Raw genomic sequence first — 25,919 nt, 5'->3', positions numbered from 1 at the left:
TCCGGGATTACAAATATTTTTTAATTACTGATTTTAAATGATCGGCCTGTACGACACCGGATTGTCTCCACATTGGTTTTCCATGTTTAAAAACGATCAGCGTCGGCACGCCCTGAATTTTATAAGCCTGCGCAGCAGACGGATTTTTATCTACGTCTACTTTGATGATCGTTGCTATATCGCCCAAATCCGTTTTCAGGGTTTCCAGAATCGGCTTCATCATTTTACACGGTCCGCACCATTCGGCTGAAAAATCCACAAGTACGGGTTTATTTCCGTTAATAAGTTCTTTGAATGTTGACATTTTGCTGTTTTTTAATGGACAAACTTACCTTTTGATAACCAATTTTTGAACTTAAAGGTTTAGCAGGAATGGAATTAAAGTCCGCCTTTTGACGCAAAATGAGGTGTTATGCGGACGTCACAGTCTGGCTTTTAAGAATTTACTGACACCCATTTCGATCCATTTATAAGTAAAATGAGAATAAATAATGGTGATTGATATAGAGGTAAATAAAGAGAAAACGAACATTAATTCGGTTTCAGGAGATTTCAGCATTCTGAAAAGGACGACATTGACCAATATCAGGACGATAGCATGATTGAGGTAAATTGAATAAGATATTTTCCCAAGATACTGAACCGGAGCCGTGTTCAGGAGCTTTGTAACGATGCCTGTTGAATTACAAAAAATGACAATGCCGACAGAAAAGAGTAAAGGGAAAACCAGTTTCCAAAGATTTAGTCCGTAGTGATGCATCACATACATGGCGCCAACCAGTACGACAAGAAAGGGGATTTCCCAAATAGTTAAATTGTAATGTCTGTCTTTAATAAATTTGTAAGTAAAAATACCAAAACAAAAACACAGTAGACTCCGGATAAAGCCATAATCATAAGCCAGCACGTAATTTCCATTGGAAACGATAAAGCAGATTGAAAGGCAGATCAGAGCCAGAAAAGTGAAAGTTTTGTATTTTGGAAAAAATAGCAGGACAAGCCCGAAAACAAGGTAAGATATCATTTCGGCAGATATTGACCAGGCAGGATAATTTAGTCCGATCCAGCTGCCAAAAACAGGGGTGGAGCCCATGAAAGTCAGTGTATCCATTACCGTATTCAGGTAATAATCCATGCCGAGGTCTGTCGAATTTTTGAAGGAACTGAAATCACCAAGTAAATTGAAGATCAGGAACACAATCTCTGTATAAAATAAGAGAGGGTAAAGGCGGATAAATCTTTTTTTAATAAACTGAAAAAAATCCTCTTTGGTATTAATTCTGTTGATGTAATTCAGCGCGATCACAAAACCGCTCAGAACAAAAAAGAAGTCAACAAACAAATCAGAATTGATGACAAAAAAGTTGTTGTAAAGAATGGAATCCTTAAAAGCATTATGGTGATGTGCAACGACGAGGACTGAAAAAATTCCTCTCAGTCCGTCAAGCTGTTCTACTCTGTCTCTCATTCGAAAGTTGAAATTTGGACAACCTCAAATATGGACGGAAACCGTTGAGGCAGCTTAGTTTTTTTGTTAATCAAGCTGATACCGGATTTGAAATTTCTTCCTGCCTTTCCGGAACGGTATTATTCAGATATCGGATACCTAAAAACCGGATCATTACAGCATATGGAAACCAGAATGCAATGTCAGTGGGTCGTCCTCCTGTAATTAAAAGTATGGTCAGGGAAACGAAAAAATATGCCAGAAAAGTCGATATTTCGCTCGTACCTCTTCGAATCTCACGGATTGCAAAAAGGAATAGAAACAGATTAAATAATGCAAAAAACAGGAACCCAATTATTCCATAGGCCACAAACGATTCCAGAATAGGAACATCCAGATAATCACTTTTGTAACCCCGTCCCAGGAATGCATCCCATGAAAACGCAGTTTCCAGGAAAGTTCCGAAACCACTTACCCTACCCATGGCCGAGTAATCAACATCCGCAGTTTCTGTGAGTTTTACCCCGAATGAGGTAAAAATAACGTCCATAATACGATCCTGAAATACATCCCAGTATCCCAGGACGAGATTCAGAATGTCACCATATTTATTTAGAAAAGCATTGATGCCAATCACGATTAGCACCAGTACCAGAAGATTTCGGAATTTGAATAGGCTTGCGGCGCCAGTAAATATGCTGGATACTTTAAAGTGAAAGATAAAATAAGCCGTCAGCATAAGTCCGATACCGATGTAGCTGGATTTTGCCAGTGAAATAACAACAACACCCAGGCTGAACAGGATGGAGAAAAATAAGAATATTTTTGTGAAAACGCCTTTGGTATTACTCAGAAGGACAAAGCCAGAGATCAGGCACACTACGCCATTTCTGGCAGTGATGTGCGGATTACCACCGGGCTGAGCTCCGTCGTTTGAGAAACTTACTGCGGCACGCATTCCCGGAGTCCAGTTTGGATCGGTTAATAGTGAGTAAACAAGCGTAACATTTGCAAATAGGGAGAGCACAAACAACACTGTAACGAGCGTTTCGGATACGTCGTTTGGAATATGTAAGAGTAAAATCAAAAAACCAAAAATGAAGACAAAATTTCCGATTTCTGCGATTGCTTTTCCACCAAAGTTTATAAACATAAAGTAGTAAAACATGATAACCAGAAACCCCACGCCCAGGTTAAACAAAATGGTATTGGGTTTGTAAAGGCGTTTGAAAATATGCCTTGGGATCATCAGGATAAGCCCTAATGCCAGAAATGCCGCAGTGAAGATACTATTTGCGGGGCCAATTTTTAGCGTGTCCCTGATAAAGAAAATAAGCGGAAAGCCGTTGAACATCATCGCTATACCCACAGAATATCTGAGGTTAGTGAAATTTGTTCCAATATTTAAAAGGCTCCAATTCATTTAGAAAATCTGTAACTGATATATTTAAGGTCAAATTTAGAAACGAAGTAAGCAATCTTCGAAAATCTGCACCAAAGATACCGCATTTTGTTCAGAGACGGGAAACCTAACTCCGAAATGTACAATTCCTTCACCTTGGCATGTTCCGTTTTTCCGACAGTTGATGCAATGTTAGACGATTTTGCCTCGGCATGAACCCGTAGTGCTCCGCCTAAACCTTCAACTTTCCGGACGGTGGTTGTGCCTGAGGCGGTAAAACGTGTTATAAATTCATAGTCAAATGCGAAATGATAAGATTCATCAAACAAACCATATTTTTTGACAAGATCATTTTTAAAAAATAAAGTCTGATTATGGATTTGCATTCCTTCGAGTACTTGGCAACTGAAATTGAAAGATGTGGTTTTTAAAAGTTCAGTTACTTCATCATCTGTGGAAATCATAAAAAGGTCACCATAAATAATATCGTCGGCTTGTTTTAAAACTTCCTCTCCAAAACGCTTAAAAGTGTTCGGAAAATATACATCATCCGAATTTTGGAAACCGATATATTCACCTGTTGCCATTTCCAGGGCTTTGTTAATCGCATGAACCTGACCCCGGTCCTTTTCTGAAACCCAGTAGGTCAGATACTTTTCATATTTTTTTATGACATCAACGCTGAAATCTGTTGATCCTCCATCGATAATGATATATTCAAGATTCGGATAATTCTGGTTCAGAACACTTAAAATGGTTCGCTCCAAAAAATCCGCCTGATTATATGACGGCGTAATGATGGTAAGTTTCGGAAAACGGTCAGATTTTTCAGCATTAAGTTTTAATGATGAAAGAAAATCGCGTAAATCGGCTGTGGTTCTTTTGAGGGGTGTCATTTCAAACTGTCAATAGTGTCTTTAAAATTGATCAATAAACCGTGTTATTGACTGAATTTTTACTGCAAGTTTCTTTCTGAAAAGTCTGTTGCTTTTTATTTGCGGGGAACGGCCATATCCGGGTGTCGCTGTTTCCGAAAGCAGAGACCGAAACTGCCTGATACTATGTTTGTAATTGGTATGCATCTTTTTGAAAAGATTGCTCTTGCTAATCAAATCCGCATAATCGGACCAAACCGGATCGAAAAAATCAAGTCCCGCAAAATCTATTGAAATAAGCGGTACCCCATTGACAAAGTAACTGCCTTGCTTTTCTGTGATTTCTCTATTTAAAACAGCATGAAGGCCATAGTGCCAGCCGGAATAGGATATCTGAACTGTTTTTGGTACGTGGACCAGGCAAAAATTGAGCCAAAGCTGATCCAGGCACATCCCATTGCATAGATTAAATTCAGCTCTGTCGATTGTTCTTTCACACCACCAATCCAGAAATTTCAGGCTCTCTTCCGAAGGGCGGAGCACCCAGGCGCCTGAATGAAACATCCCAATATTGAGTATTCGTTTATCGTCCAGAGAGGCTTTCTCTTTTATCGGCTTTGTAATGTTTGGTGTTAACAGCAAATCGCCGCTCAGCCTGATAATTTCTTCAGGTGATTGGTAAAGAGCTACTGTCGGCGCTAGAAACACAAAGGTGTTTTGTTCCGGATGCAGATTTATCAGATGTTTGGCAAACCAGGGACGACAAGCCGCAACAAGCTCAAAATCATGATATTGGTTAGCCATTTGTTTCCATTCAGGCAGTGCCAGTTTGGTAACATCTATAAGCCGTATATTTTCAGGAAGATTTGTTAAAGCAACTGTATCAACCCAGCACAGATAAAAAATATGTTCCGGATATTTCATGACAGAAGTCCCCAGAGCAATTGCGTTGGTCAGGCTTGTGCGGTTGCAAACTGTGAAAATAATATTCATACGTTAATTCTTCCCTGAACCAATCATACGGATCAGGCTATCAATATTGTTATTGTTGACGTTTGTTATGGCAAAAGGTAAGGTTTTAGCGGGCAGCGGGGCTTTTGATTCAAAGTCCGTGAATGATTGGCAGAAATAATTTCTGACGATCTCGGACGGCTTACGCAGGCTTTGGCTAAACCGGTTCGCTTCTAATTCCCAAAAAACCGAGTCCCGGTTAATCAATTCATCATTATGGCGGTATTCGTAAGCATTTTTCTTTTTGGCCTGCAATGTTTTAATCATCCGTTCAATAAAACAGAGGTAAATTCCATTTTCATTAAAAGCAGTTCCCAGCAATTCTTTTTCAACTTTGTTCAATCCCAAAATTCTGGATAATGGATTTAATTTTAGATTTGTATTTCCTTTTTCCGTAACAGGAGCTGCTTTTAAATAGTCATATCCCTGCTTGCACCAATAGTGTAATTCATCTTTTACTACCCAGCTGTTCAATTCATGAATAAGAAGAAAATCCGCCCAGCTAAACCGGTCGTAGAAGTCTTCCATCAAAAATAATTTTGCCAGCGTTTGCCGTGATGCAAAATATTCTTTCGGGAAATAAATCACGTCTATATCCTCTTTATGCTCCCTGATGATGTTCAGATCAGCCCCTTCAAAAGTGATAAAGATAACAGGGTACTTCTCGAGCGTCTCAAGACAATGGTGTAATATTCTTTCTTGTATTGGACTGAGATTAGGGTCAGGAACGGGAATGATAACGGATACGAGCTCTTTCATTAGATAGTTTCGAGCTGTTCAATGGCATACTGAAATGGTTTTTTTAACCATTTTCTTACACGCTGATACCGCTTTACATGAACGGGTTTGATATAGTAACAGGGAAACTTACGATAATAGGAATTCCCGTTTTTTAAAAGGTTATTTTTATAAATTTCGAATAGTTCAGTCAGATCTTCGCGCTGCGATAGTTCAAACCGGTCCTGATATTTTGAAAGAACATCCGGTTTGGCAGGATCATATCCGCTATAATGAAAAAAGATCAAAGGATATTTTTCGTTAACGATAAAGGAACCGTCCACGAAAGAAAAACTACGCTCATGTAAGTTCCAGTATGCTGCATTATATCCCGGATTACGCTCTATTAACATTTCAGGAACGAAAACCGGTAGAAAATTCATCCAGTTTTGATCTGTAAACAAACCGGTACAAAGGTCTATATAACACTCGTAACGAAGTTTTTCTTCCCACCACTTGATGTATTCAAGGCCTTTTTCGCTTCTTGCAAACGCTCCGAATCCCAGATTATAAATGCCGGTGTTTAAATGGTCAAGTTCGTTGGGTTTTAGGCGGTCATTAATTGGAGTATTGATATGCGGAGTTAAAACGGCCGGATGACTTTTTAACGAATGCAGCAATCCGGTAAGCGGTTTGAAAATGATTATATCCGGATCAAAATAAATTACATTTTCAGCTTCTGGATAATTTTTAAAAAAGTAAGTAAAATAAAAAGGTTTGACGGCTGTGTTCAGTTCAGTGATGTCATAACGGTCTGCCATTTCCTGAAACCCTTCAATACCAATTTTGTCGATTTCAATCATCGGATATTTGGGCAGATACGCTTCGTCAAAACTTACGCCTTCCAAAATATCAACGAGTCCTATAAAGAATTTAATATCAGGATTTGTTGCCTGTAGGGAATCACCAAGGGTTCTTGCCTGGGCTAAATAGTTTATTGAACAAATTGTAAAAACGATGGTCATTGATTTTGCTTTTCCGAAACGGTCAAAGGTAAATACTTCTGAATGATAGTCTCGATGTTTCCTACGCTTTTCTCGGTATTGTGACGTTCCAGAACTTTCTTACGTCCTTTTTCTCCCATAATCTGACGAAGCCCCGGATCCAGAACCAACTGAATAACAGCGTCAGATGCTGCAGCAATGTCAAGGTAAGGAACTACAAAACCTGCGTCGGACTCTATTAATTCGGGTGCACCGCCTGCATCTTCAAAGCAAACGACAGGTATTTCCTGTAAAGCCGCTTCAAGCACAACCAATGGATAAGGATCTTCTCTTGAACTGAGTAAAAGGATATCGAAGCGATTGATGTAGTCCAGTGCCTGAGGTGTTGGGGGAATTAATATAATTCTGTCGGAAAGCCCCATTTGGCGAATATCGCTTTCAATAAGCTCGTATATTTCGTGCTGCGGACCTGCTCCAACCCAAACAAAGTAAACCGGCAGGGGGGTGGTAGTTTTAATAACACTTTTTGCGATCCAGTTGAAAATATCATTTCCTTTTCTCCACTCTGCGTTTCCGCACCCCCCAACAACAATGGCGTCGGAAGGAATGCGATATGTTTTTTCTAACAGGTCTGTCTGGACAGTTTTAAGTATTTCATCCACATGATCATGATCGATCAGGGTAAATGTGCTCACATGCTGTACAGGGAAATCGTATTTTTTAACGTAATAATTAGCAACTGCCCTGGATACCGCAATAAGATGATCTGTTTTCTTTAAAAGGAAATTCAAATGCTTTTCATGTGTGTAAATCCTTGCAGACATAGCCAGCTCGTGCACAAAAAGCACCAACGGAACATTGTGTAAAAAACGAAGGGTTTCATAATAAACCCGGGCATTTGCAATTGAATTTACAAAAACCAGCCCTATATTTTGAGCCTCCAGTTCCTGAATAATCCGGTCATTTTCTTTTTGTGCTGAATGTTCTTCATACAATCTATGAAGATTTATTTTTTTTAAAATCTTGCCCGTTATGAAATTTTCCGAAATGGAATCCTGCTGATATAACCTGGTGATGGTAATTATTTGAGCAAATTCACTTTCCAGCTCACCACCGTTACAAAGCAGCAAGTGCATCGGAACGCCACGTTCCTGCAGGAGTCTCAGCAACTGCAGCAACAGAAGCTGACTTCCTGCCCGGTTGGCATCATGACTTACAAATAATATTTTCTTATGTTCCATTTGTTAAGTGAGTTGCTATGATCAGTTTCACATAGTTTTGAGGATTCTCAATGCCCTATCAATATGCTTCATAGCTTTTTTTTCCAGGAACTTTTTTTGCCGGATTGCCAATATAAATACCCCACTCTTCGGTTTCTTTTGTAATTGCGGATGCCATTCCAACCAGTGTACCCTGAGCAATGTGCATATAGTCACGGATCGTACTGTTGACACCAAAAAATGAATAAGAATCAATTTGACAATGGCCGGACATCACTACATGTGAAGTGAAAAAAACGTGGTCGTTTATCCTGCCGTGGTGCCCGATATGGTTACCACTCCACATCACTACATTGTTGCCAATAGTCGTGTAGGGTTGGATGGTGTTGTCTTCCAGTATAAAACAGTTTTCTCCAACTACCCCCTTGTCAAAAATAGTGGCATGTGAACTGATGTAGGAGATAAATTTATATCCTTTTGCTTTTGCCTCATTGTAAATGCTTTCACGGTTTCTGTTCATATTGCGGCCCGTCATGGGTGCGAAAAATGAATATTCAGAGGGCGAAAAAATAGTTTCAACATCTTCAAAAGCAACTACGGGCAAGCCGTGAAAGGCTTCATCCTGAATATATTCGCGGTTAATGGTGAAAGCTGCCACTTCATGTTCTGAATCATGCTGCAGATAATAATGTGCCAGTTCTGCTGTATCCAGCACGCCGAAAATGATAACCTTAGCCATTGTTAAATAAGTTCGTATTCTTTTAAGAGTGTGTTTAAATTTTCCTGGTCATTAAACATTAGTACGTCGATAACCGACAACCAAGGTACGAAACCATTTTGAAATTGGGGATACGGTTTTGCCACACTTTTTAAAAAGTTCAGCTGTATGCCTTCTGTCGAAAATTTATCTTTGTTATACAACTCCATGCCACCAATCGGATTGATGTAATGAGAAGCTTGTTCTTTTTTACAAATATCCAAAATACGGTCCTGCCCTTTAAGCTCCGTGTTTTTGTAAATTCCTGAGGAAAGTATAATTTCTGTTGTGATACCCATGTAACTGCAAACTTTTTGAAGGGCTGCAATTGTGAGATCATTAATGGTTTCTAGCTCTAAATGTACAATTTCTTCTATCAGAATAGAAACCTTTTGATAATTAGGTGCCTTCTGATAAGATTGCTGCAGGGTTTTAAGAAACTTCTTTTTCCAGGGATCGCCTTTCAGCATTTCAACTTCGTAAATCAGTTTATTTTGACTTGCATCTTTTAAAGGAATTGTAAAAAGATGAGGCTTGCCGGATACCAGAAGATTGTTACGGTTAATCCAGCCTTTATTGATGAAATTTACATCATCGTAAATGATGAATTTATCCACAGCATTTATCAGTTGAAAATATCCTATATACGGAAATATATAAGGCTGCATAATTGCAATGGTCATGAAATTTATGGTTTTTGGCATCATAGTGCCGTGTTAGCATTTGAATTTGCAGAATAGTTTTCGGATGATTAAGAAAACTATTCTACCTGAGTTTCCGAAGGTAATAATCTTCTCCTTTTTCATCCAGATTTGTCAGGGTAGTATCTGAACCAAGCCGGAGATCACCAGGAAGGGCTTTGATTTTACTGGTATCGTTAATAACGCTTCTTGCATAAAAAAGATAATCCGCTTCTTTGGGAATTGGTCTTAACCCTTCTTCAAAAGGGTTGATCGAGATTAATTTTCTGGTAAGTTTTTTTCCGTAAAGCGGATATTCGAAGTCGCTGTTTGTCGTAGCCAGGGCAACGGTAGCGTTCTGTGGAACAATGGAGTCATAGCGCTCATAGGCAGGAGTAATGTCGGGTCGTGCAAAAGTCTGAAATTTTATCCTGTCTGCTTTTAATGCAGATTCATAGCCGTACGCGGGAAAAGGCAGACAGCGAATGTTGAGATAAACAGACATTACCGCTGAAACGCAGGCGACCACAACAACCAAAGCAACGTAACCTTTCCAGATTTTTCTTCTGGGTTTAATGATAGAAAGGCGGTGATGTGAAAATAACAGTAAAAGAAAGAGAACTCCAAAAAGGCCAGTTTCTATAAAGTATCTCCCTTTAAACGGATCATAAACTGCTGAATACGAAACAGCAATAAAATGCAGAATAAATGCCAGTGCGAGAAACCAGTGCACCCGCGACCAGAAAACCCTGACAAAAACAAGCAAAATTAACGGAAGAATCAATGCAAAACCAAAAGCCCCCCAGTACGGATTTGCGTTGTAATTTTCAAATCTGCGCTGGAAAGAGAAGGGAACAATCGCGTACACTTTTTCTTCATCGAGTCGCAGCCGCAGTTTATCTTCTATCACTACTAACGGTTTACGCATTACAGTGTTAATATCATATCCCCACTGTGCATTACGCAGTCCGTCTAGATTAAAAAAGTCGTATGAATAACGCAAGACGTTTCTTGTTCCCTGTTTTACCAGGTTCGGAAGCGGGCCAAATCTTTCGATAGATTGATGTCTGAGTGCAGTTGGAGGGCCGATGGGATGACCGAAAACCTGTATGTTTTTAACATAACCCGTGGGGAGCATGTAGATCATCACAGATACAACAATCGCCGCTGCAAGTTTTATAAACCTGTCGAAAAAGACTTTCAGATCGGGTGCCAGAAAAACGGTATACAGCATCAATACAAAAACAGATGGCAGCAAAAGGGCAAATGTTGCCTTGTGTCCAAACGCAATCCCGAAGGTAAGTCCCGCCAGGTACAGGTAGCGGTTTTCCCTGGTGTTGTAAAATGTAAAAAGAAAATAGAGTAGACAGCTTAGGTAAGCAGTTAATACAATATCCGTTTCGGTCGTTACGGCCTGCATCAGGAAATCAAGAAACATACCATATGCCAACGCACAGAAAACGCTTGCCGAAAGATTACGACCGATCCGCTGTGCTATACCAAAGACAGAAACGAGGGTTATGTAGTATGATAAATGATGAATCAGTTTAAATGCATTTTCAAAACCACCCGTAATAAGGTAAGAATAGATCTGAATACTGGTTACACTTTTTGGGTAGGTATCCATGTTCCAGTTAGCGCCTCCAAAATGTTCCATAGTCCCACGCTGAATATACCGGATTGCGCGGTTCAAATGGCCGGTCATACTGTCCCACTCATTAGGAGCAGTAAACAGAACAAGGATCAGATTCGTTACACCAATGACGAACATGGTGCCAAACATGAAGACAAATATAAACTTCAGATAGGGTGATAATTCGGCAATCCATAGCCTGAACGTGCTTAACCTGTTGTTAAGAATTACTGAAACTGCATATTCCTGGCGTACCGGAACCAGCATCTTCCATATTCCCAAGTGTAATGCAAGCACCGAAAAAGTCGCTGCAATCCATGAAAAGGTGCTCGCCGTAAGATCCAGTGCAGAAAGTAAAAATCCGGATGGAATTACACTTCCTGTAAACAGGAGAAACGAAACGATCAACCACTCGGTGAGTGATGGCCCGGCTACTTGTTTTGCAACATAACCAACACCAAGGAGAAACAGGAAAAATGCAAGAAGGTAAACTATAACCATAATACTATGGTGCTAAAACACTATTAATTATCGCAGAAATACGTTCAACATCCGTTAAAGGGAGGCCGACATACAGGGGCAGGCAAAGTACTCTTTCCGAAATATTCTCAGAAACCGGACATGAAATCTGTCCTGGCATAAAAGGAAGCGTATTGAGAGATGGATAAAAGTATCTGCGGGGAATAATTTCCTGAACACGCAAAGCCTCAAGTACGTCTTTTAAAACTTTCTCTGATGAAAAAACAACAGGGTAATAGGCGTAATTGTATTCTATGTCCTTATTTTTTACCGGCCTTTCAAGAACATCCCAGTTCAGCTGATTGTCATAAGTGTCGAACACTTCTTTTCTGGCAGCAATAATTTCCGGAACATGCGGAAGATTACACAATCCCATCGCTGCATGAAATTCAGAATTTTTACCATTAATACCTGCAAAATGATAAGATTCGTCACCTTGATGGCCAAAGGCACGCAGCAAACTCAGTTTTTCATCCAGTTCAGGATGATTTGAAATGAGCGCTCCGCCTTCAATCGTATGAAAAACTTTTGTTGCATGAAAACTGCAGGTACTTATATCTCCGTAAGATAGCAGTGATCTTTTTTTATAGGTTACACCGAAAGCATGTGCCGCGTCGTACACAACTTTGAGATTGTGCTTTTTTGCAATTAGCTCAATCTTTTCAACATCACACGGATTGCCGTATACATGTGTTGCAAGAATCGCTGTGGTGGCCGGCGTTATCGATGCCTCAATAAGATCAGGATCTATATTAAACGTATCCTTATCGATATCGACAAAAACGGGAATACACTTTTCCCATAAAATTGCATTGGATGTTGCGCAATAAGAAAAGGGAGTAGTGATAACTTCTCCGGTTATTTCCAATGCTTTTATGGCTATTTGTAATACAATTGTCCCATTGCCGCAAAAATACAGATGATCAACTTTGAGATAGTCTTTAAGCTCTGATTCAAGTTGTTGAAGAAGCGGACCATTGTTGGTTAAATACCCGCGTTCCCAAATTTCGCGAACATATTGAAGGTATTTTTCCTGGTCGGGTAAAAAAGTCTTAGTGACATTAATCATTCACTACGTGTTCAGTTTGGCGAATGGAAAAATTAAGTTGAGGGCGAATGTAACCAGGCCATTTACCATACCAGGTCACATTTTCACGGAAATCCTCTATATCAAAAATAAGTGCTTCTTCCATGTTGTACAGCACCGTGCTGGTGTCTTTTACAATCATCATGGAAACGACGTAAGAGCCATCGTTCAGGAAGTTGCCGGGTATGTTGCAGGTACCTGTAACCAGTCCCTTAGCAAAAGCTTCCGACTGCGTACCTACGTTAAATATACATTCACCGGTAAAAGTATAAAGATGCATACTCAAATTCAGGTTTGCTCCGTCTTCAAGATTCCAGAATTCGAACTGAAAATTTAAAGGTGTGCGAACGTCAATGTGAGTTAGATCTTCCTGATATTCTGGGAAGAGTCTGAAACTTTTAATCCTTACCTGGTCGCTGCCAGGAGCATGATTAATGTCATCCCAATGTTTTTCAAGAGACTTGTGTGAAACCTTGCTCAGGTAATTTGTTACGATATGCGTGGTTTCACCCTGATCGATCAAACGGCCTTTTTCAAAATAGAAAGCCTTGTTGCAGAGTGCCTGAATAGCCGTAAGGTTATGACTTACAAAAAGCAGCGTTCTTCCACTTTCTGATACGTCCCTCATCTTACCGAGACATTTTTTCTGAAATTCAGTATCGCCCACCGCCAACACCTCATCAACTATAAGAATTTCAGGATTTAAATGTGCAGCAATGGCAAAACCCAGGCGTACATACATCCCGGAGGAATAACGTTTTACCGGCGTATCAAGGAATTTTTCAACTCCCGCAAAGTCCACGATGGCATCAAATGACTGTTTGATTTCACTTTTTGCCATCCCCAGAATAGCACCATTCAGGAAAATATTTTCCCTTCCTGTCAATTCCGGGTGAAACCCTGTACCCACCTCAAGTAAGCTGGCTATTCTTCCTTCAATTTTAATCTGTCCGGTAGACGGCTCCGTGATACGGCTGAGAATTTTTAACAATGTTGATTTTCCTGCACCATTGTGACCAACAATGCCAATCCTGTCACCCTGATCGATGCTAAAATTTACATCTTTCAAAGCCCAAAATTCTTCTTTATCTTCAAAATTTTCCTCCTTTTTTTTACGCGAAAACACTTTGTCAACCGTATCGGTGACAATGTCGCGAAGACTTGGAGGACCACCTTTTCTTTGATGGTCAATTATATATTTTTTGCTGATATTTTCAGCTACAATTACAGGCATGTACAAAAATAGCTATTTCAAATATGATCAACGAATGTATTCTCTTTTTTACGGAAATACATAAGAGAAAGTGTCAGTATTACCAATGCAATGATTGTAGTTGAAACCAGACTTTTTGGGTCAAAGAAGGCTTTATCTCCTAATAAACACCACTTAAAGCCATCGATTATACCTACCATCGGATTCAGTTTATAAAATTTATAAAACCACTGATCTGAAACCAGCCTGCTGGTATACGAAACCGGACAAAGGTAAAGGCCAATCTGAACCACAAAGGGAATAAGTTGGCCAATATCCCGGAATCTTACGTTTAATACAGCAAATATCAGGCCAAAACCAAGTGACATGATAAAGGTCAAAACAATAAAGGCTGGTAAAAAAATAATGTTCCAGCTTAATCCATAACCTGATGCAACTGCGAATATAAGAAAAAGCACGAAGGTAATTAAGAAGTCGACGAAGCCTACTGCCACAGAGCTTAAAGGCATGAGCAGCCTGGGAAAGTAAACTTTTGATACCAGGTTTGAATTAATAAGAATGCTGTTGCTGATTTGCGTAAAGGTATTGGAGAAAAACGTCCAGATGGTTAATCCGCTTAAAACCATTAATGCGTATGGTATTCCCGGATCGCCCTCTAGTTTTGCAACAAAGCTGAAAACAAAAACCGTAATGGCCATCGTCATTAAGGGTTTTATTACACTCCAGGCAAGACCTAAAAGAGTTTGTTTATAGCGAACGGAAATGTCTCTTTTTGAAAGAATCCACAATAGTTGACGATTCAGCCAAAGATCCTTCCAGTAATCTTTTTCCGACCTGCCGGCTTTTATGGTTATAGTATGCTGCATGATGATGAATTATGCCCTGATTTCTTTGCGAGCAGGAGTGAATACGGTACGTAAATAAGTGAAAACCAAGGCAATAAATAATCCTGCCAGCAAGCCGATTTTTGATCTGGTCTTGTCTTTTGATTTCATATCCAAAGGAACTTTTATCCCTTCAATTTCAGTAAATAGAGGAGCTTCACGCACAAGAGACATTCGCATCCGTTCTGCACTTCCCATTGCCTCATAGTACATCTGCTGAAGAAACGCTGATTTTTTTTCCGAACGGTTTGCTGTAACCTTTACATAGGGATCCAAAACCTGAGCACTTATATCCATTTCCCTTGCAAGGCGGTTTTCTGCAATACCCAACACTCTTCCCAAAGAATCACGGCGATTTTCCAAGAGTCTTAACTGTCTGCGGGTTTTTTGTGTCTGATTTTCGGTATACATTTCTTCCACTGTTTTCAGAAGCGTTGTCACCCACATTCCTGACAGCCTTTCATTTTCCATTCTGGTAGCTAACTGAGAAAATGATGATTTACGTTCAAGCGGACCAATTTCAGTTGCATCAGCAGCTTTAACAACCAGTTGGTTTAAAACGATTCGCGAATTCATATCCAACTTTTTTATGTCTGAGGAAGTAAAATGGAAATTATGATATTCCGGATGGTCTTCCCATTCTTTCTCTTTGATTCCGCTTGAATCAATAAAAAAGTTTGCAAAAATCATTTTCGTCCCGTTCACGTCCACTTCCTTCATCAGATTTCTTTCAATTACCGGCCTGGACTTTACAAAGTAAAAGAAGTTTTCACCTGTAAAAATATTTGCATCAGGAGCATTACCCAAACCTAATAATCCGGCAACGTCGCCCATACTTGAAGACTGGCTGCCGCCCAAATTAAATACTACCGATGCCTCATATTCATTTGGTGTTTTTAAATAGAAATCAAGTCCGTATCCGATACCAAAGCCTAATAGAGGTAAAACAATCAGCATTAGCCAGTTTTTTAGCAATGCATCTTTTACCACTAGAACCTTCTCAATTACAACCTGGGGACTTAATTCGTCTTCAGGCGTCTGTTGTATTTTATTAGACATGGTTAATTATCTGATTGAACGGAAAGCGAGGATGGTTACAACTAATGTCATTATTGAGCCCAACAAACCTGTCGCAGTTGAAATGGTCTGTTGTGTATTAAGTGCTGGTGCAGCTCTTTGAGGAACATAAATCTCCGAACCAGGCTGTACTTTTGGATAAACATTAAAGAATAAAAATCTGCGGGTTCTGTCTACACTTCCATTTGGATATTTGATGTAGGAGCTTTTTCTAAGCGACTGCGTTGTAAATCCACCGGACTGAGAGATATAGTCTGTAAATGCCATACCTCTGCCATATTTCACGGTGGTAGGATACAATACCTGACCAATCACCTGCACCGTTTCCAGGCGCTTAGGTACACGGATAATATCGCCTTCCTGAATGATCAGATCTTCGAAAGATCCCGGATTTTTCAAGATACTACTCAGCTGTATTCCAACTGACTCTTCTTTTACACTTGGTACATCAGCGGTAATAGTCCCTGATTTTATACTTTTTTCTACTGCATCTACTTCTTCAAAATTGGTAGGTTCACTAACATTAGTTCTGAGTGACCTTCTGAAAAGAGTAGCTCCTTCAGGGTTGGCCAGTTCAGTCACACCTCCTGATCTTTTTATAATATCACTTATTTTGTCATTTTTGTTAATAATACTGTAAGCACCGGGAACGAGCACTTCTCCCTCTACAAAAACAGATTGCTGCTCAACGTAATTTGGTGATTTTCTGACAATTACCTGGTCAAACGGAAGTAGAGGGAAATTCGTTTGATTTGCGTTTAAGGAAAGATCACGATTTACATTAAACTTATGAATTTCTGCAATCTGGGCGTTTGCGGCACCGGCAACACCGTTTCTTTTTCTTCTTACAACTTCAACCTCTGTGGTATAAGCAGATTCTTTGAAACCTCCGGCTAAAACCAGCACATCCTCAAGGGTTATGTCCGAAGTATAAGGGAATTTACCTTCGTTTTCCGTGATTCCGGGATTGTTTACCTCCCCCTGAACTGAAATAAAAGCAGCTTCCGACATGGCAAATTTTGATGGAATCTGCACTACATCCAGGCGGGTAAGCATTAAATCAGGAGTTGAATTATTTAAAATATCGGTATAATTAACAGAGATATTCTGAATCGTAAGATCTGCTCTGGTCCTTTGTACGCTTATACGTCCTGTAAAAGCATCTTCACGCAGACCCTGCGCATTTGAGATCAGTTGTTTAAGAGTTGGACTGTTATCGAGCGAATATTGATCGGGTCTCATCACAGCACCTTCAATAGTAACGATATTTTCAAAGCGGTCAAGGACTGTTCCTACATTAACAAGGTCGCCAGTATTCATTTCGAAAGTTTTGAATTCAACTTCCGGAACGTCATACATTTTCCTTTCCATGGAAGTGATTCTTTCAATTTTGATCCGGCCGCGATAAGCCTGATCATCGAAACCGCCGGCATAATTAATCATGTCACTTAGCTTCTCGGTTGGTAAAAGCTCATAAATACCAGGTCTTTTTACTAGACCCGTCACTTCAACTCTTTTAATATAATATCCAACCTGAATGTTATCATTGTCCTGAACACGTATATCTCCATCCTTTTTTCCGTTCATTAGAAAGTCATAAAGGTCCATATGCGTAACAACCTTTCCGTTACGAACCACGCGAACATCGCGGAAAGATCCTATTTCATTTGGGCCACCGGCTAAATAAAGTGCGTTAAAAGCAGAAGAAAGGGAAGACAACTCATAAGTTCCGGGGTTTATAACTTCACCTGTAACCAGCACTTTTACAGTTCTTACTTCACCAAGCGTCACCATCAGTTTTGTTCTGGCAGGCTGACCGGCAGTACCAATAAGTCCAGGAACACCTACTTTGGTAAACTTGTCAATCAGAACCTTTCTTATTTCGTCTATGGTAAGACCGTTTACATAAACATTTCCTACTCTCGGCTGAATGGAAATAAAGCCATCCCGGTTCACTTCAAGTTCATAAGAAGCCTCCGCAAAATTGTAGTAGAATATTTTCAAAACATCTCCGGGACCAACTACGTAGTTACGTGGTGTTGCGATCGTAAAATCGGGGATAGTATTCAGATTTTTGTCCGCAAAAATAGAATAACCGAATATCTTATTACGTAATTCTTCTTTCGCCTGCTGCTCAGGTGTTAAAGCACCAGTGGCCGTTTTATTTATTTTACTCTGGTCGGTGCCATCACCATTTTCTCCGGTGGCAGCATCAGTTCCCGTTGTCGCTTTACCTTTATCAGCAGCAGTTTTGCTATCATTACCCTGCGTAGTATTTTGCTGGGTGGTTTTACCCGGCTGATTACCCGTTTGATTTCCTTGCTGCGTACCGGTGTTATTTGTCCGGGAATTCGTTGGAGCCGTAGTTCTCGGATTACCTGCAGGTTGCGTTGTCTGCGTCGGACTGGTAGAGGTAGGAGCAGTTGTTGGTGCCGTAATCTGCGAGATGGCTGGTAGAGAAATGATAAAACTTAGTAAATAAGGGAGGACGTATTTACAGGTTTTACCCAACTTGAATCTGATCATAAGAAGTATTATTGTGCTATGAAATGCTTAAAATTCAATATAACTGTGAGAAAGACTTAGTAATTTTGAATTTTGTAATATGAGAAACGAAATATTTGATTTTTCATATAATGCAAAGTAAATTAGATTTTTTCTATTTTTAAAGAATTTCTAGTATGCGGTTCGCTTGGCTATCAGAGCGCAAAGCTACAACAGCCTAACGATAAAAGATTAAAATTATTAAAATACAATATTTAAATCTGCTGCCCGGGTATCGGGTTTATAACAAATTATGGAAAATAAGGCTAATGTTCAATACGATGAGGACAGTATAAAGTCACTGGATTGGAAAGAACATATTCGCCTTCGCCCCGGGATGTACATCGGAAAGCTGGGTGACGGATCTTCAATCGATGATGGGATCTATGTACTCGTGAAGGAGATAGTGGACAATTCTATTGACGAACACATGATGGGGAATGGGAAAACGATAGAAATAAAGATTTCAGAACATCGTGTGGAGGTTAGAGATTACGGTAGGGGAATTCCACTTGGGAAGGTAGTTGACTGCGTTTCAAAAATAAACACAGGCGGAAAATACGATTCAGGCGCCTTTCAGAAATCCGTAGGACTAAACGGAGTGGGTACAAAGGCTGTGAATGCATTGTCGAACTACTTTAAAGTACAGTCGTTCAGAGAAGGGAAGTCTAAAATGGCTGAATTTCAGCAAGGCGTGCTGCTCAACGAGTCGAAAGAGGAGCAGACCAACCAGCGAAACGGAACGCATATGGCTTTTGAGCCGGATGGTCTGATCTTCAAAAATTTCAGATATATTCCTCAATATCTGAATAATATGATCTGGAACTACTGTTATCTGAATGCAGGATTAACAATCAATTTCAACGGACAGAAATATATTTCTCAAAACGGTTTGCTCGATTTGCTTCAAAGTAAATCAGATGCGGAGACGCTGCGTTACCCGATTGTTCATTTAAAGGGAGAAGACATTGAGTTTGCCATGACACATGGTAACCAATATGGTGAAGAATATTATTCGTTTGTAAACGGCCAGTACACAACCCAGGGAGGAACGCATTTAACAGCCTTTCGTGAAGCTGTGGTAAGAGCCGTACGTGAGCATTTTGGTAAGGATTACGCACCGGAAGATATTCGTTCTTCGATTATAGCTGCCATTGCAATTCGCGTGCAGGAGCCGGTATTTGAGTCTCAGACAAAAACAAAACTTGGATCCAACACCATTACCCCGGACCCGAACAGTACAACGATCCGCACTTTTGTAAATGATTTTATCAAGGAAAGACTTGATAATTATCTGCACATGAACCCGGAGTCAAGAGATGCCCTGAAAAAGCGTATTGAACAATCGGAGCGGGAAAGAAAGGAACTGGCCGGCATTAAAAAACTGGCCAATGACCGGGCAAAAAAGGCGAACCTGCACAATAAAAAGCTCCGTGACTGCCGGCTTCACATGACGGATTTAAAAAATGAATCCCGTTATGAAACTACTTTGTTTATTACCGAAGGTGATTCTGCAAGCGGGTCTATCACGAAATCAAGAAACATACAGACGCAGGCTGTTTTCAGCTTGAGAGGAAAGCCGCTGAATTGTTTTGGCCTGAATAAAAAAATCGTTTACGAAAACGAGGAATTTAATCTTTTGCAGCATGCCCTGGATATTGAAAACGGTATCGAGAACCTTCGTTTTAACAGGATTGTAATTGCAACGGATGCAGATGTCGACGGAATGCACATCCGCCTGCTTTTGATGACTTTCTTTCTTCAGTTCTTCCCGGATCTGGTCCGCAACGGGCATTTGTACGTTTTGGAGACTCCGCTTTTCAGGGTTAGAAATAAAAAGGAGACCATTTACTGTTATTCCCAAGACGAAAAACAGGCTGCGATTGATAAACTTGGAAGCAAACCGGAAATTACCCGTTTTAAAGGATTGGGAGAGATCTCGCCGGATGAATTCGGTAAATTTATAGGTGAGGATATGCATCTTGAACCCGTAATCCTGCAAAAGGAAACTTCAATTTTGAAATTGCTGACTTATTTTATGGGGAAGAATACGCCTGAACGTCAGCGGTTTATTATAGACAATCTTAAAGTAGAAAAGAATATTGAAGAACTTGCTATTGCAGTCTAAGTTAAAATCCTCTCTAAAATTATTTTTCATTTTACAGCATACTTGTGGAATTACAAGATTTAAGAAACAGAATTGACACACTTGACGACCTGTTACTGGCCATTTTGAATGAGCGAATGGAGCTTGTTCAGAAAGTCGGGGAGCTGAAACGTTCTTCAAAATCAATTATTTACCGACCTGAAAGAGAAAAGCAAATACTTGACAGACTTGAAAAAAGAAACGCCGGGCTGCTGACAAGACAAGCTATAGACGCCATATTTTTTGAGATTTTTGCTGTTTCACGTAATCTTGAATTACCCGAAAGAATTTCTTATTTGGGGCCTGAAGGAAGTTTTACACACCAGGCAGCTGAGAGCAGGTTTGGAGCGATGAGCGAATACCTTGTACTTCCTACCATTCATTCTGTTTTTGAAAGTGTGGAAACAGGCCGTGCTAAATTTGGCGTGGTGCCAATTGAAAATAATCAGGAAGGTATTGTTATTGAAACCGTCGATTTTTTACGTGATAAAAACCTGACAATTGTTGCGGAAGTAATGCTTCCGGTACATTTTACTTTCGCTTCCCAGTCCGATTCGCTGAAAGATATTAAAAGGATATATTCAAAAGATATTGCTTTCCGGCAGTGTGGGAAGTTTATCAGTGAATATCTGGAGGGGATGGGCGTGGAGCTTGTTCCGGTAGAGTCTACCTCAAAGGCGGCAAAAATGGCTGCATCGGAGCCGGATGCTGCTGCGATCTGTTCGTCTATTTCTGCAAGGTTGTTCGGAGTGCCTGTTTTGTTTGAAAACATTGAAGACAGCGATCAGAACAGGACCAGGTTTTTGATTCTTTCCAAAGACTTTGTGAATGCCAAAAGCGAAGATGATAAAACGACAATCATTGCCAATCTTGCAAATACAAATCGTCCGGGCGTACTTTATGAGTTCTTAAAGGAATTTAATGACCGCGGAATAAACCTGACAAAAATCGAAAGCAGACCGCAGCGGGGTGAAGCAACTTTCCGTGCCTGGTTTCTGGTAGAATTTTTGGGCCACGTGGAAGATCCACAGGTTCAGGAAATTATGCAGAAATATGGCACACACCTGAAATGGCTCGGAAGTTATGTGAAGGTATCATAAAAAAATGGTTCGCACCGATTGGGAAATCTTCCCGCTCAGTACGAACCAGTATTTTGGCCGATGGAGTTTGACGTTTTATGTCAGATTCCATCGGTTTTGTTTTTTACCACCACCGGTAAAATAAACCCACAGAGGCATTAACCGATGAGGTGCCTTTTTCTATGTAATCATATTTGAAAGATGTTCCCTCATACTTCACACGAAGATCCGCACCAAAAGAACCATCTCTTTTGAACAAAAACTTGGAACCCAATCCGATGCCGTAGGCAGGAGCAATTTTCTGTTTTTGCTGAGCCAGGCTGCCGTAATAAACCGTGTAGTCCGTAATGGCAGCGCCGCCGCTTATTTGCGCATAAGGCTGAATAGTGGAAGTTTTGTTCAGGAAATGATAGTTCGCAAAAACCTGTATCGGGTATTGTGTTATTGTACGGGTTTGTACAGCAGAAATTGTTTCATCTCCACTTTGATAAACAGCCCTCGGGATTCGTTTCTGGAAATAATTAGAGCCTATTTCACCGCCAATCGACAGAGGAGAATTACGAAGAACCCATTCCAAAGAGACAGAGTAATTCCGGGCGGAGAACTTGTCAATGTATGAATCAGAAAATGAACCCAATGGCATTGCTCCGCTGTATCGAACAGTTGCGAGGTAATGGGTGTAACGTTCAAAAGGAGAGGGAAGCGTATAAAGCTTCGGTGCTTCCTGTGCTTTGGCTGCCGAAAAAACAATAGCAAAGAGAGCAACTAAAAATATTTTTCTCATTTTACTTGATTTTTAGATAGTTGGATTGGGTAAAAACTGAATTTACCATTTGATCAACAAGCTGGGTGCTTCCGATTCCTGAACCGCGGATTTGCGCATCCCAAACAACATTAAAGGTTTTGTCGGTCGTGTTGGCGTTTTTAAAATCTACCATGGAGATCAACCAGTAACTTTCACTTGTTTCGTAATACTGATAGTAGCTTGGATAGCCGTAACCATAACCATATCCGCCCCAATATCCTCCATAGTAAGAAGGCTGAGTTGTCACATTAAGCTGTGTGTTGGTTACCCAGGCCGCATTGATACCCACATCAGGTTTGGCAGAAGGTGCTACGTAGGTATAACCAAGGCTTTGCATATTGATGATAATCCTGTTCAGCAGCGCTCTGTCAATTTCGTCAAGAGCCGTGCCGCTTTGATTATTTTCAACCACCAGAACAGAATCTACGATGCTGAAAGTTTTATACTGCTTGTAATCAACTGTTTTGTCCCTGTTTGTTACATACACCAGCGTTTCCTCCGTAGAGAGGTCATTAATAGGGTCCTTGGTACATGACGACAATCCAAGGACGGCTGTGAGAATGATTAGTGAAGTTATTTTTAACATTTTCTTTATTTTGTATTTAATATATTAATGAAACGAAATTTGAAATTGAAGATTTTATACACTTCGATTTCTTACCGCATTTTTTACTTTTACCGTTCGTACAATTAGTGACTACGTGATGAGTAAATTGGTTGGAACGTAGGTTTATTAAAATTGTGAAGGGCTTGTCAGAATTATTTTACAAAATATCTAGATGTTTATGAAGAGGAATGAAAGGTTTTACTTTGAATTTGGATAAATCCCTTAAAAAAAATTGGCAGCTGTGAACTCTATTTGTAAAAGAGATATTAGTATTGTAAAAAATCAGGCATAATAGCACTAGGTCTTGTGCCGCATACAGATTATAATCAGTTCCCCGACCAGGATAAATAATATGGAAACAAAAGAAGAAGTTTTAAGAATAATTGACGTACTCAACGACACCTACGAAAGTGAAGAAGCCTGGTACGGACCATCGGTAGTGGAAGCACTGCGCGATGTTACGCCAAAGATGGCGGAAGTTAGATTGAGTGCTAACACGCATTCAATTGCGGAAATTGTGTATCACATGACTACCTGGCGCATTTTCGTGGTGAGGAAAATTCAGGGTGACGCGGAATTTGATATTAAGACCAAAGATAAGGACTGGAAGACCATTCCAATCGTCGATGAATTTGAATGGGAAGCAATACAGATGGAACTAAGCCTTTCACAGGAGGAACTTATTTCTGAACTGGAAAAAATTGAGAGTGATGCCTTCCTTGAAGAATTTGTACCGGGAAGAGATTACTCTTATTACACCATGATACATGGTATAATTCAGCACGACGTATATCATGCCGGTCAAATTGGATTAATTAAAAAGGCTGTGAAGGGAATGCGTTTGGTAGAAGAAGACTTTGGTGGTTTTGATGACCGTTCCGAATTTGATAAAGATACTGATTACTATTGAACCTGCGGGTTAGCAGCAAAGTTTTGACGGCTTTCGGATAAAGAACCGGTTGAATATCTGTAAAAACTTTGCGGCGGTTAAGTGGCTATTCGTTATTTCGGATAGCCTTTTTTATGAAATGTCTAAAATAGGTGCAACATTTAAAGCTTTATATCGCACATTTACCCTATGAAAATACTTGTTGTCGAAGACGAACCTAAACTGGCTGGTTTTTTAAAACGTGGTCTGGAAGAACAATCATGGGAAGTTGAACTGGCTTATGATGGCCAGGTCGGTAAAAAAATGGCTTCGAACTACCGGTTTGATGTAATCATACTGGATGTCAATTTGCCTGTTCTCAATGGTTACGATCTTGCGAAGCAGCTCCGTGCAGACGGGTTAACCACGCCTATTTTATTTTTGACCGCACTAGGTACAATTGATGATAAACTGGATGGTTTCGAAGCGGGTGGAGATGATTACCTCGTCAAACCATTTGAATTCAGAGAGCTTATTGCCAGGATAAAAGTGCTTTCGCAAAGAAACAGCGCCAGGGAACAATCCAGTCAGATTCTCAGTCTTGCGGATCTGGAATTGAATTTAGATGAAAAGGTAGCACGCCGTGCAGGAAATCGTATTGACCTGACAGCCAAGGAATTTGCTTTGCTTGAATATCTGATGCGCAACAGAGGAAGGGTAGTATCCAGGGTGGACATTGCAGAGCAGGTTTGGGATATTCGTTTCGACACTGGGACCAATGTCATTGACGTTTATATCAATTTTTTACGCAAAAAGGTAGATAAAGACTACACACCCAAGCTAATCCATACCGTAGTGGGAATGGGTTATATTTTCAAAGAGGAATGAACATTAAATCCCGCCTCACATTACTTTTTACCATGCTGGTAGGTTCCATCATGGCCTTGTTCTGTTTAGCTACCTATTATTTTTACGACCAATACCGCGAAAAACAATTCTATTCTTTCCTGAACGAAAGGAGTCAGACGATTGCGCAGCTAGTGGAAGCCAGTAATAGTATAAGTAAGGATGATATTGTTAAAATTGAGAAGGAGAATAATACGGTATTGCTTGATGAGGAAATAACCATTTACAATGGGGCGGATTCTGTAATTTTTGCGAGTGGGAAAGAGAAGTATATTCTATCAGCATCGATGCTCACAGAAGCAAGAAGCGGGCGGGAGATTCATACCAAATTCCAAAAAAAGGAGGTGATCATTATCCGGCATATTTTGCAGGATCACCGTAAACCCTGGGTTATCGTAGCAGTTGCCAGTGATGTGCCGGGCATGAACCAGCTCAAACGTTTACGGGAAATTTTGCTCATCGGCTGGCTTTTATCTCTTGTACTTGTGGGCGTAGCCGGCTGGCAGTTTGCAAACGATGCCATTAAACCCGTTTCCGATATCATCTCGCAGGTAAACAATATTTCAGCCGGAAACCTGCATGAGAAAGTGACTGTCGGCCGGGAAAAAGATGAGCTTGCGTTGCTTGCCCAAACCTTTAACCTGATGCTGAACAGACTTGAAATTGCCTTTGTAGCTCAGAAAAATTTTGTTTCTCACGCGTCACATGAACTGCGAACGCCGCTGGCACTCATCATGAGCGAAGTGGAAGTAACGTTAATGAAGGAAAGAGAGGCAGATTATTATCAGGATGCCATGAAAGGTATTCTGTCGGAAGTAAAAGAAATGAATGAACTGGTAAGCCGGCTGTTAGAACTTGCCCGTACTGAGGAACACGCTTTCCGGGTAACTTTTTCAAAGATAAGGATCGATGAGGTATTGTGGCAGGCGAAAGCATCTGTTCAGCAAAAAAATCCCGGTTATGAAGTTCACATTCATTACGACAGAATACCTGATAATGAGGAGGAATTAAAACGTTATGGAGACGAAAGTTTACTTCGCACTGCTTTCCTGAATTTGATGGATAACGCTTGTAAATATTCTGAAAATAAGACAGTTAATGTTTATCTCGAAACAAAAAAAGATCTGATTACGATTTCTTTCAAAGACATTGGCTCCGGTATTGCCTCGGATGAATTACCTTATGTTTTTGACACCTTTTACCGCAGTGCCACAACGATGAACAAGGCAGGCTACGGAATCGGCCTGGCTCTGACCAAACGTATCATCACTATGCAGGGCGCGAGTATTAATGTTGAGTCCAAAGTAGGCGCCGGAACGACCTTTATTCTTAAGTTTCCTCCTTTTTAATTTTCTTTTAATTCGGTGTTAATGTGACTTTAACACCTCTCCGGCACATTTGTAGCATAAACTCAAACGATCTGATTTATATATGCTGT

23 protein-coding genes are annotated in these 25,919 nt (G+C 40.2%); 5 read left to right on the top strand and 18 right to left on the bottom strand.

Going from position 1 to position 25,919, the window contains the following annotated elements; all coding sequences use genetic code 11:
- Positions 1-7: 7 nt before the first annotated feature.
- From trxA to E0F88_RS09955, 16 genes are all read right to left on the bottom strand, one after another.
- Entirely contained in the window at positions 8-304 is a 297-nt protein-coding gene (gene trxA, locus E0F88_RS10030; protein WP_131958099.1) for a thioredoxin, read from the bottom strand.
- 117 nt (positions 305-421) lie between these two features.
- Complete coding sequence (locus E0F88_RS10025) at positions 422-1,468, bottom strand: acyltransferase family protein (protein ID WP_131958098.1); 1,047 nt, start codon at positions 1,466-1,468, stop codon at positions 422-424.
- A 70-nt stretch (positions 1,469-1,538) separates the two neighbouring features.
- Complete coding sequence (locus E0F88_RS10020; RefSeq protein ID WP_131958097.1) at positions 1,539-2,870, bottom strand: hypothetical protein; 1,332 nt, start codon at positions 2,868-2,870, stop codon at positions 1,539-1,541.
- The gene (locus E0F88_RS10015) at positions 2,867-3,745 is read right to left on the bottom strand and encodes a glycosyltransferase family 2 protein (protein WP_131958096.1); all 879 of its coding nucleotides are present in this window, start codon (positions 3,743-3,745) and stop codon (positions 2,867-2,869) included. Before E0F88_RS10015 ends, E0F88_RS10020 begins: the two co-directional genes overlap by 4 nt.
- A gap of 21 nt (positions 3,746-3,766) precedes the next feature.
- Positions 3,767-4,717: a hypothetical protein gene (locus E0F88_RS10010; RefSeq protein WP_131958095.1), complete on the bottom strand. Its 951-nt coding sequence runs from the start codon at positions 4,715-4,717 to the stop codon at positions 3,767-3,769.
- Positions 4,718-4,720: 3 nt separating this feature from the next.
- Positions 4,721-5,494 (bottom strand): DUF5672 family protein, encoded by a 774-nt coding sequence (locus tag E0F88_RS10005; protein ID WP_131958094.1) that lies wholly within the window; start codon positions 5,492-5,494, stop codon positions 4,721-4,723.
- Complete coding sequence (locus E0F88_RS10000; protein WP_131958093.1) at positions 5,494-6,477, bottom strand: glycosyl transferase; 984 nt, start codon at positions 6,475-6,477, stop codon at positions 5,494-5,496. Before E0F88_RS10000 ends, E0F88_RS10005 begins: the two co-directional genes overlap by 1 nt.
- On the bottom strand, positions 6,474-7,697 hold the full coding sequence (locus tag E0F88_RS09995; RefSeq protein WP_131958092.1) for a glycosyltransferase family 4 protein: 1,224 nt from the start codon (positions 7,695-7,697) through the stop codon (positions 6,474-6,476). Before E0F88_RS09995 ends, E0F88_RS10000 begins: the two co-directional genes overlap by 4 nt.
- Before the next feature lie 58 nt (positions 7,698-7,755).
- Positions 7,756-8,415 carry an acetyltransferase gene (locus E0F88_RS09990; protein ID WP_131958091.1) on the bottom strand — a complete coding sequence of 220 codons (660 nt, stop codon included), beginning with the start codon at positions 8,413-8,415 and terminating at the stop codon, positions 7,756-7,758.
- A 2-nt stretch (positions 8,416-8,417) separates the two neighbouring features.
- Positions 8,418-9,116 (bottom strand): WbqC family protein, encoded by a 699-nt coding sequence (locus E0F88_RS09985; RefSeq protein ID WP_131958090.1) that lies wholly within the window; start codon positions 9,114-9,116, stop codon positions 8,418-8,420.
- Positions 9,117-9,198: 82 nt separating this feature from the next.
- Positions 9,199-11,247 (bottom strand): ArnT family glycosyltransferase, encoded by a 2,049-nt coding sequence (locus E0F88_RS09980; RefSeq protein ID WP_131958089.1) that lies wholly within the window; start codon positions 11,245-11,247, stop codon positions 9,199-9,201.
- A 4-nt stretch (positions 11,248-11,251) separates the two neighbouring features.
- Positions 11,252-12,334, bottom strand: coding sequence for a DegT/DnrJ/EryC1/StrS family aminotransferase (locus E0F88_RS09975; RefSeq protein WP_131958088.1), 1,083 nt, complete (start codon positions 12,332-12,334; stop codon positions 11,252-11,254).
- Positions 12,327-13,586 (bottom strand): ABC transporter ATP-binding protein, encoded by a 1,260-nt coding sequence (locus tag E0F88_RS09970; protein ID WP_131958087.1) that lies wholly within the window; start codon positions 13,584-13,586, stop codon positions 12,327-12,329. The genes E0F88_RS09975 and E0F88_RS09970 overlap by 8 nt, the downstream gene beginning before the upstream one ends.
- A 17-nt stretch (positions 13,587-13,603) precedes the next feature.
- Positions 13,604-14,437 (bottom strand): ABC transporter permease, encoded by an 834-nt coding sequence (locus E0F88_RS09965; protein WP_131958086.1) that lies wholly within the window; start codon positions 14,435-14,437, stop codon positions 13,604-13,606.
- Between the two features lie 3 nt (positions 14,438-14,440).
- Positions 14,441-15,508, bottom strand: coding sequence for a hypothetical protein (locus E0F88_RS09960; RefSeq protein ID WP_131958085.1), 1,068 nt, complete (start codon positions 15,506-15,508; stop codon positions 14,441-14,443).
- 6 nt (positions 15,509-15,514) lie between these two features.
- On the bottom strand, positions 15,515-18,052 hold the full coding sequence (locus E0F88_RS09955) for an SLBB domain-containing protein (RefSeq protein ID WP_131958084.1): 2,538 nt from the start codon (positions 18,050-18,052) through the stop codon (positions 15,515-15,517).
- Positions 18,053-18,323: 271 nt separating this feature from the next.
- Here E0F88_RS09955 and E0F88_RS09950 point away from each other — a divergent pair, with 271 nt between their 5' ends.
- Both E0F88_RS09950 and pheA read left to right on the top strand, forming a co-directional pair.
- A complete protein-coding gene (locus E0F88_RS09950; protein WP_131958083.1) occupies positions 18,324-20,198 on the top strand; it encodes a DNA topoisomerase IV subunit B in 1,875 nt (624 codons plus the stop codon).
- Positions 20,199-20,242: 44 nt separating this feature from the next.
- Positions 20,243-21,316, top strand: coding sequence for a prephenate dehydratase (gene pheA / locus E0F88_RS09945; protein ID WP_131958082.1), 1,074 nt, complete (start codon positions 20,243-20,245; stop codon positions 21,314-21,316).
- Positions 21,317-21,419: 103 nt separating this feature from the next.
- Here the strand turns inward: pheA and E0F88_RS09940 are convergent, their stop codons facing one another.
- On the bottom strand, positions 21,420-22,079 hold the full coding sequence (locus tag E0F88_RS09940) for a hypothetical protein (protein ID WP_131958081.1): 660 nt from the start codon (positions 22,077-22,079) through the stop codon (positions 21,420-21,422).
- A 1-nt stretch (position 22,080) separates the two neighbouring features.
- Complete coding sequence (locus E0F88_RS09935; RefSeq protein WP_131958080.1) at positions 22,081-22,686, bottom strand: DUF4136 domain-containing protein; 606 nt, start codon at positions 22,684-22,686, stop codon at positions 22,081-22,083.
- Positions 22,687-23,059: 373 nt separating this feature from the next.
- Between E0F88_RS09935 and E0F88_RS09930 the strand changes: the two genes are divergently transcribed.
- From E0F88_RS09930 to E0F88_RS09920, 3 genes are all read left to right on the top strand, one after another.
- A complete protein-coding gene (locus tag E0F88_RS09930; RefSeq protein WP_131958079.1) occupies positions 23,060-23,617 on the top strand; it encodes a DinB family protein in 558 nt (185 codons plus the stop codon).
- Positions 23,618-23,785: 168 nt separating this feature from the next.
- Positions 23,786-24,463 (top strand): response regulator, encoded by a 678-nt coding sequence (locus E0F88_RS09925; protein ID WP_131958078.1) that lies wholly within the window; start codon positions 23,786-23,788, stop codon positions 24,461-24,463.
- On the top strand, positions 24,460-25,830 hold the full coding sequence (locus E0F88_RS09920; RefSeq protein ID WP_131958077.1) for a sensor histidine kinase: 1,371 nt from the start codon (positions 24,460-24,462) through the stop codon (positions 25,828-25,830). Before E0F88_RS09925 ends, E0F88_RS09920 begins: the two co-directional genes overlap by 4 nt.
- Positions 25,831-25,919 lie beyond the last annotated feature (89 nt).

It is taken from the genome of Dyadobacter psychrotolerans (assembly GCF_004349265.1).
GTDB lineage: Bacteria > Bacteroidota > Bacteroidia > Cytophagales > Spirosomataceae > Dyadobacter > Dyadobacter psychrotolerans.
Note: the sequence above shows the minus strand (reverse complement) of the source record. Positions and strands in the feature narration are given on the sequence as shown.

Excerpts from the sequence above, each read along its gene's own strand:
- trxA (WP_131958099.1), bottom strand. The coding sequence starts at position 304 with ATGTCAACATTCAAAGAACTTATTAACGGAAATAAACCCGTACTTGTG.
- E0F88_RS10025 (WP_131958098.1), bottom strand. The coding sequence starts at position 1,468 with ATGAGAGACAGAGTAGAACAGCTTGACGGACTGAGAGGAATTTTTTCA.
- E0F88_RS10020 (WP_131958097.1), bottom strand. The coding sequence starts at position 2,870 with ATGAATTGGAGCCTTTTAAATATTGGAACAAATTTCACTAACCTCAGA.
- E0F88_RS10015 (WP_131958096.1), bottom strand. The coding sequence starts at position 3,745 with ATGACACCCCTCAAAAGAACCACAGCCGATTTACGCGATTTTCTTTCA.
- E0F88_RS10010 (WP_131958095.1), bottom strand. The coding sequence starts at position 4,717 with ATGAATATTATTTTCACAGTTTGCAACCGCACAAGCCTGACCAACGCA.
- E0F88_RS10005 (WP_131958094.1), bottom strand. The coding sequence starts at position 5,494 with ATGAAAGAGCTCGTATCCGTTATCATTCCCGTTCCTGACCCTAATCTC.
- E0F88_RS10000 (WP_131958093.1), bottom strand. The coding sequence starts at position 6,477 with ATGACCATCGTTTTTACAATTTGTTCAATAAACTATTTAGCCCAGGCA.
- E0F88_RS09995 (WP_131958092.1), bottom strand. The coding sequence starts at position 7,697 with ATGGAACATAAGAAAATATTATTTGTAAGTCATGATGCCAACCGGGCA.
- E0F88_RS09990 (WP_131958091.1), bottom strand. The coding sequence starts at position 8,415 with ATGGCTAAGGTTATCATTTTCGGCGTGCTGGATACAGCAGAACTGGCA.
- E0F88_RS09985 (WP_131958090.1), bottom strand. The coding sequence starts at position 9,116 with ATGACCATTGCAATTATGCAGCCTTATATATTTCCGTATATAGGATAT.
- E0F88_RS09980 (WP_131958089.1), bottom strand. The coding sequence starts at position 11,247 with ATGGTTATAGTTTACCTTCTTGCATTTTTCCTGTTTCTCCTTGGTGTT.
- E0F88_RS09975 (WP_131958088.1), bottom strand. The coding sequence starts at position 12,334 with ATGATTAATGTCACTAAGACTTTTTTACCCGACCAGGAAAAATACCTT.
- E0F88_RS09970 (WP_131958087.1), bottom strand. The coding sequence starts at position 13,586 with ATGCCTGTAATTGTAGCTGAAAATATCAGCAAAAAATATATAATTGAC.
- E0F88_RS09960 (WP_131958085.1), bottom strand. The coding sequence starts at position 15,508 with ATGTCTAATAAAATACAACAGACGCCTGAAGACGAATTAAGTCCCCAG.
- E0F88_RS09955 (WP_131958084.1), bottom strand. The coding sequence starts at position 18,052 with ATGATCAGATTCAAGTTGGGTAAAACCTGTAAATACGTCCTCCCTTAT.
- E0F88_RS09950 (WP_131958083.1), top strand. The coding sequence starts at position 18,324 with ATGGAAAATAAGGCTAATGTTCAATACGATGAGGACAGTATAAAGTCA.
- E0F88_RS09940 (WP_131958081.1), bottom strand. The coding sequence starts at position 22,079 with ATGAGAAAAATATTTTTAGTTGCTCTCTTTGCTATTGTTTTTTCGGCA.
- E0F88_RS09935 (WP_131958080.1), bottom strand. The coding sequence starts at position 22,686 with ATGTTAAAAATAACTTCACTAATCATTCTCACAGCCGTCCTTGGATTG.
- E0F88_RS09930 (WP_131958079.1), top strand. The coding sequence starts at position 23,060 with ATGGAAACAAAAGAAGAAGTTTTAAGAATAATTGACGTACTCAACGAC.
- E0F88_RS09925 (WP_131958078.1), top strand. The coding sequence starts at position 23,786 with ATGAAAATACTTGTTGTCGAAGACGAACCTAAACTGGCTGGTTTTTTA.
- E0F88_RS09920 (WP_131958077.1), top strand. The coding sequence starts at position 24,460 with ATGAACATTAAATCCCGCCTCACATTACTTTTTACCATGCTGGTAGGT.